The sequence below is a fragment of the Pseudodesulfovibrio profundus genome (genome assembly GCF_900217235.1).
In the GTDB taxonomy this organism is placed as follows: Bacteria; Desulfobacterota; Desulfovibrionia; order Desulfovibrionales; family Desulfovibrionaceae; genus Pseudodesulfovibrio; species Pseudodesulfovibrio profundus.
In genome coordinates, this window is sequence record NZ_LT907975.1 from 1085896 (window position 1) to 1092500 (window position 6605).

General features: G+C 46.9%; 6 protein-coding genes and 2 rRNA genes (1 of these 8 running past the window's edge). 2 read left to right on the plus strand and 6 right to left on the minus strand.

Translation table 11 applies throughout. From position 1 onward, the window contains the following. Nucleotides 1-66 precede the first annotated feature (66 nt). Both DPRO_RS05290 and DPRO_RS05295 read right to left on the minus strand, forming a co-directional pair. Nucleotides 67-783 carry an amino acid ABC transporter permease gene (locus DPRO_RS05290; protein ID WP_097011121.1) on the minus strand — a complete coding sequence of 239 codons (717 nt, stop codon included), beginning with the start codon at nt 781-783 and terminating at the stop codon, nt 67-69. Nucleotides 784-793: 10 nt separating this feature from the next. Continuing rightward, nucleotides 794-1477, minus strand: a complete 684-nt coding sequence (locus tag DPRO_RS05295; RefSeq protein ID WP_232005783.1) for an amino acid ABC transporter permease — start codon at nt 1475-1477, stop codon at nt 794-796. On the opposite strand from DPRO_RS05295, the gene DPRO_RS20605 reads away from it, so the two are divergent. After that, nucleotides 1422-1547 (plus strand): hypothetical protein, encoded by a 126-nt coding sequence (locus DPRO_RS20605; protein WP_269459721.1) that lies wholly within the window; start codon nt 1422-1424, stop codon nt 1545-1547. The two genes, DPRO_RS05295 and DPRO_RS20605, sit on opposite strands and share 56 nt — an antisense overlap. Before the next feature lie 104 nt (nt 1548-1651). On the opposite strand, the gene DPRO_RS05300 is transcribed toward DPRO_RS20605, so the two are convergent. Continuing rightward, the gene (locus tag DPRO_RS05300; protein ID WP_097011122.1) at nt 1652-2458 is read right to left on the minus strand and encodes an ABC transporter substrate-binding protein; all 807 of its coding nucleotides are present in this window, start codon (nt 2456-2458) and stop codon (nt 1652-1654) included. A gap of 40 nt (nt 2459-2498) precedes the next feature. After that, nucleotides 2499-3227, minus strand: a complete 729-nt coding sequence (locus tag DPRO_RS05305) for an amino acid ABC transporter ATP-binding protein (protein ID WP_097011123.1) — start codon at nt 3225-3227, stop codon at nt 2499-2501. Nucleotides 3228-4256: 1029 nt separating this feature from the next. On the opposite strand from DPRO_RS05305, the gene DPRO_RS05310 reads away from it, so the two are divergent. Beyond that, nucleotides 4257-5324: an IS5 family transposase gene (locus DPRO_RS05310; protein ID WP_097010253.1), complete on the plus strand. Its 1068-nt coding sequence runs from the start codon at nt 4257-4259 to the stop codon at nt 5322-5324. 954 nt (nt 5325-6278) lie between these two features. On the opposite strand, the gene rrf is transcribed toward DPRO_RS05310, so the two are convergent. Both rrf and DPRO_RS05320 read right to left on the minus strand, forming a co-directional pair. Continuing rightward, nucleotides 6279-6393, minus strand: a 5S ribosomal RNA gene (gene rrf, locus DPRO_RS05315). A gap of 67 nt (nt 6394-6460) precedes the next feature. Beyond that, a 23S ribosomal RNA gene (locus tag DPRO_RS05320) occupies nt 6461-6605 on the minus strand; it runs 2793 nt beyond the window's last position.

The following is a 6605-nucleotide window of genomic DNA, read 5'->3' on the forward strand; positions in this document are numbered from 1 at the left end:
GCGACGCCCATTCAAGGACGCCGCGCTTACTCTATCATCTAATGATTAAAGCCGAAAGAGAAAGCCCTAGCGGTCTCTGGCCTGGTAGCGAGACAGTTGCGCCTCCAGACGACGGCTGTATGAAGTCAGAATGTAACAAATCAGGAAGTACAGTGCTGCAATTGTTATCCAGATCTCAAAGGATGCAACCATCTCTCTATTATCAACCTGAACACCCGTACGCGTCAACTCGATAACACCGAGAATAGCTGCCAGAGAGGTATCTTTAGTCAATGATACGAATTGGTTAACAAATGAAGGAATCATATTTCGCAGGGCCTGGGGCAAGATAACAAAAGTCATTGCCTGGACATTGGAAAGTCCAGAACCGCGAGCTGCCTCCATCTGACCTTTGGGCAAGGCCATGACACCGGCACGTACAATCTCTCCAACATACGCTCCGGTAAAGATCATGAAGCAGAACATGGTTGTGGTGAACGCCGGCATGGTCTGACCTGTAATGACGGGGGCCAGATAGTAAAACCAGAAGATCAGCAGCAACAGCGGCATGCCTCGAATCATCTCAATGTAGCAGACTGAGGGGGTTTTTACCCACCACCGCTTGGAAAGACGCATCAATCCAGCTGCCAGACCGATCCAGAAAGCACCGAAGATACCGGTTACGGCCAGTATGATTGCTGCAAAAAAGCCTTCCGGCTTATGAATGAACGGGAATATCCCATCAATGTAGGTATTTCCCCACAAGAAATAAACGAAGTTATCAACAACGACATCCCAATGCATAACAAGCCTCCTAGTACATGACCTGAATCATGAAGTGCTTGTTGTACATGGTGATACAGAACGAGACGACCAGTGAGATCGACAGGTAGATCAACAAGGCAACGGTGAACGCCTCAAACGGGATGGCGTGGTAAGACTCGATCTGAGTCGCCTGATACATCATTTCACCTACACCAATAACCATGCAGAGTGATGAGTTCTTGATAAGGTTCAGTGACTGGGAAATCAGGGGAGGGATTACGATACGCAAAGCCTGCGGCAGGATGACAAATCGATACCCTTGAAGAAAAGACAGGCCTACAGCACGTGAGGCTTCAAGCTGATTCTTGGGAATGGAAAAGATACCTGCTCTGATTTCTTCTGCGATAAAGGCCGAAGTATAAACAGAAAGAGCTATGACGCCTGTTATCAACTCGACGTTGAACAACATCCACTCACCGACAAATTCATGCCCAAACATGCTGAATGGACCAGGGAACCAATAGTACAGGTCATTCATCCACTCGTTAATGCCCGACGGGATTACGATGTGTGACGCATTGTACCAAAAAAATATCTGAATAAGGAGGGGCGTGTTGCGGAAAAACTCTGTGAACGCGAGGCTGAACCACTGAAGAACCTTGATCGGAGTCATACGCATGATGCATATGATGACCCCCAACACCATGGCGCATATCAGCGATATTGCCGATATTTGCAAGGTAGTGACAAACCCATCCCACATCCACTGGGCGGGTTCCCCCGAGAACATCTCTGCCCACTGAAAATTGTACTGCAAAACAAAATCCGTTTGTTTGAATATTTACTGGGAAATGAGTGAAACCGGAGGTGCCAGGACGGCACCCCCGGAATTCAAACTAAAGGATAATTACATGGGCCACAGTTCTATGGTCCAACCTTCAGGCAGGTCGTATCCCATCCACTTCTTGAAAAGCTTGTGGTAGGTGCCATCAAGCCACATTTCGTTGAGGCTCTTGTTTACGAAGTCGCGGAAAGCGGAATCGTTTTCAGGAACACCAAGACCATACGGTTCGGAGGAGAAGAATTCGCCTACGATTTCCCACTTTTCAGGGTTGTCGTCGCCAGCCTTGAGGCCTGCCAGAATACCGGAGTCAGTGGTAACAGCCTTAACTTTACCCTGCTTCAGAGCCATGAAAGCCTGGGGGTACTCGTCGTAGGAAATTACGCGAGCCTTGGGCTGGGCATTCTTGATATTCTTTTCGGAAGTGGAACCTTTGACAGTACCGACTTTCTTGTTAGCCAGATCGTCAGTGGACTTGATTCCGGAATCCTTTTTCACCAGAAGCTTCTGGCCATCCATGAAGTAGGTGATAGAGAAGTCGATCTGCTCATCACGGGAGAACTTGTGGGTCATGGTGGCGGCCAAAATATCTACGGAGCCCTGAGCGAGCATCGGAATACGATTTTTGGAAGTAACGACTTTAAACTGGGTGTCTACGCCAAGTTTGCCGGCGATGTATTTACATACATCAACATCGAAACCAACGAGCTGGTTGGTATCGGGATCAACAAAACCAAACAAGTTTACGGAGTCCTTAACACCACAAACAAGCACGCCTGCTTTTTTTACATCTTCAATTTTTCCAGCGGAAGCCACGGAAGCGGCGAACACGAAGGACAGCACCAAAGCCAGAACGATAACCAAACGTTTCATAGTTCCTCCTCTCTCAATAGGGATTGCGGTTATATACCAATTATAGAATTTCCTTCAGGAAGTTCTTGGTACGTTCATGCTGGGGGTTCTTGAAAAACTCGTCCGGTGGCGCCTGTTCGACAACCACTCCGCCATCCATGAAGAGAACACGATCACATACTTCACGCGCAAACCCCATTTCGTGGGTTACGCAAAGCATGGTCATTCCCTCACGGGCCAAGTCTTTCATGACATTCAGAACTTCATTGATCATTTCAGGATCCAAAGCGGAAGTAGGCTCATCGAACAGCATAACTTTTGGCTTCATTGCCAAAGAGCGGGCAATAGCCACACGCTGCTGCTGTCCACCGGAAAGCTCTGCCGGATACTTATGCGCCTGATCATGAATACCAACGCGCTCAAGCAACTGCAATGCAGTCTCTTCTGCTTCGTCTTTGGAAATACCCTTGACCTTGATGGGGGCCAGGGTAACGTTTTTGAGAACTGAAAGGTGGGGGTAAAGATTGAACTGCTGAAATACGATTCCAATTTCAGCACGAAGATCATTGATGTTTACGTCTTTATCGAGAATGTCTTTTCCATCAAAAAGGATATGCCCTTTCTGGTACTCTTCAAGCCTATTGATGCACCTGATAAATGTTGATTTACCAGATCCGGAAGGTCCGCAGATAACAAGCACTTCGCCCTTATTAACAGATTCCGTTATCCCTTGAAGAACATGGAAGTCTCCATACCATTTGTGCAGCTTCTGCACTTCAATCATTGCCATATGTCAAATACTCCAAAGTGAAATTGGGCAAAAAAAGAAGCCCTTATGTCTGAATAAAATACTAATCGAAAATAAGGTCCGGGGACCGAATTTGCCGGATATTTATTACCAGAAATCGTAAAAAAGTCAAGGTCATGTTCATATATCCGACACCAAACTAAGAGTCGAATCACTTCGATGAGACTCTTTTCAAGTTAGTGATCTGCATTTTTTAAAAGTAAAATTAGAAAAGAATGAACATTTTTTTGCATCGACGCAGAAATAAGCACTACATTCTAGATAATTTAGATTTATCAAAATTAAATTCGTTTATGTCAAAAGTCGATTAATAGGCCATCTTTACCCAACAAAACATAGAATTGCTCAAAATCAATCGATTATATGAAACACCCTTTTCTTCTATGCAATAAAAAGACAACTGTAGACGGATCCCATTCGGGCAAAAGTTGATAAAAAATCGTAAAAAGAGGTAGTTAAGACTTATGGGCCCTACGAGTCGTCGTAACAAAACACAATTTTCTTATCCTGATAGAAAAACGTGATTTCAACATCGTTCATTGCATGGCTCTCCGCTAGGCCATGAGCTGAGTCCATGTCTTCGTGTTGCATAACAAGTCTCAATCTAAGCACTTTTGGAAAGACCAAGTCAGATCGATTTGCTGAAGTCAATTCAGACTAAAACAAATGGATCAAGGCATAGAAAAATTATAGCTATGCTCCACAGAAGAGCTCTAGAAGCATTAGTCATACCCTTGAGGAGAAATATAACGTGTACGCTACACGATACGTCTATAGACCTTGTTGGATCATAAGATCATCGTAAAGCACAAAATCATGTCATCATATGGGCTACTTACAAGAATACTTTGAGACAACAGAGAATCACCATCATTGCTATGGTCAACCGCTGGTCTATCAGTCACCACCTTCTAAAATGCGAATGTTCCAGAGCTTCAGATCTAAACTAACCACAACGAGACCTCTGCACGGCAAATCCCACACTTTTACTCTTTAACTATTTGATTTATTATGCTATTATTTCTCCATCCAAAGGAGGAAGGCATGGCTATTCGGCAGAAAGGACCTCGGTTGGGTGATTACTTCCTGGGGCACCGCAGAACCAAGACCACATTTCTGGATGAGATCAACGAACTCATCGACTGGCAGCCCATCAACGCCTTTCTGTGCAAGAAGATCAGGCGCAAGGCCAACGCCGTGGGCAATCCCGCCTATCCGCCTCTGGCGATGTTCAAGATTCTGCTCTTGCAGCGTTGGTACAACCTGAGTGATCCGGGCGTGGAGCAGGCGCTGCTCGACCGGCTCTCCTTTGTCAGATTTACCGGTTTTTCCATCGAGGACGACGTGCCGGACGAGACCACCATATGCCGTTTCCGTAACGGTTTGATCCGCCTGAAGGTGCTGGACTCCTTGCTCGACATGCTTAACCGCCAGCTTGAAGGACAAGGGCTTCTTGTCCGTGAGGGAGCCGTGGTGGACGCCTCGGTAGTCGAGTCGCAGCGGCGGCCGCGCAAGGTTATCGACGTGATGCCTGAGGACCGTTCCGAGGACGCCGAAGAACAGGATGGGCCGGTGGACTGCCGGGTCAGCTATTCGGATGACGAGGAGGCGGCCTGGCTCCGCAAGAGAAATCGGGCCTATTACGGCTACAAGCTCCATGCCGCGACGGACAGTCGAGACGGGTTTCTGCTCTGTGGTCACATCACTCCCGCGAACCATTCGGACACGGGCGAATTCGAGCGGCTCGTGAATGGCGTCGGCCTTGATCCCGGCGCACGGGTTTATGCGGACAAGGGCTATTGCAGCGGGAAGAACCGGGACATTCTGTTTGATCGCGATTTGGAGGACGGAACCATGGACAAGACGCCTCGTGGCGGCAGGCTGACAGACTTCGAAAAGACCCGCAACCGTGACATCAGCAGCATTCGGCAAATAGTCGAGCGGGCCTTCGGCACACTCAAACGTGGCTACGCATTCTTTCGGTCCCGATACGTGGGTCGTGAGAAGGTGGAGGGAGAGTTCCACATCCTCGCCATGGCGTTCAATTTGAAAAAAGCTGTTCGACTGGCGCGAGCCTGAAGGGAGAGGTGCGTCCAAAATCCGGCATTTCGGCCAGAAATGGCAGGAAAAGGCCGGGAATGAGCCCAAGCTGGGGTGCGGTCAGAACATCAAATTGGGTGCGGAGCGCAAGGCACGGACGCGAAAAGGGGATGCGCAGAGGTCTCACAACATATGATTAGCTAGGTAAGGGCTATCGAGACTCACAGTATTTGAAAGCGGTACATAGAGGCGGGAATCGACGAGTATCACTGTGATTTAATAGTCTAGAAGGAAATCAAATAAAGACATATAGATCTAAAGTGTGACAGAATGGTAACAAACTTAGAATAGTTTTGGTCAGATGGTATGACATTAGCTTTAATCATCAATCAGATTAAGCCATGGAAGACCAAAATCCTATTGATGTATAGCCTTTAAACAAAAGGATCACTTTTCAACGTTGTCTTAAACCTTAGAACTAAATTGATCCTTTTCCCCACTCCCTCTCATCATCCAACTCAGAATTAATCACACCATCCATATATTCTGGCTGATTTCCACTAGATCATTATAAATACCCACATTACCCCCAGTGCAAAGTATGTTTTAGAGAGCACATTCAAATATCATGAAGGGGGCAACCCCACGCACAAAAGCAAAGATATTTAAGATTGGATGAGTTGTAAGGACTAAAATCAAATGGATGGTAGATCAGCGGCTGAACTGACACCATTCACAACGCATCATATCCTCCATATGCAACCCGCCTACCATCCGAAAACACCTTTCAGGGTAATCGGTATCTGGGGCACTTCAAGCCTTCAAGCTCAGATGGTGTTCTACCAAGTCACTTAGGTGGCCAGCACTAACCCTTTACCGACAGCTAAAGTGGATAGCATGAATGCGGTAGGTGTTTTATGAAGGGTATGTCAGATTGTTACAAGACAACAGAAAAAGCCCTTCAGTTTTCACTGAAGGGCTTTTTGAAAGATTCCTTGGCACCGACCTACTTTCCCACACGCTACCATGCAGTATCATCGGCGATGGAGGGCTTAACTACCGGGTTCGGAATGGGACCGGGTGTACCCCCTCCTCCTTGGGCACCAAGAAAATTTGGTGAACCGTAGGGTTCGAGATATATAGTCAATAGGGAGAAGAGAGAATTCCATAATTTGTAAAATAAGCCGCACGATCTATTAGTACTGGTCAGCTGAACAACTCACATTGCTTACACCTCCAGCCTATCAACCTTGTAGTCTTCAAGGGATCTTTAGGGACTAATGTCCAGGGAGAACTAATCTTGAGGCGGGCTTCCCGCTT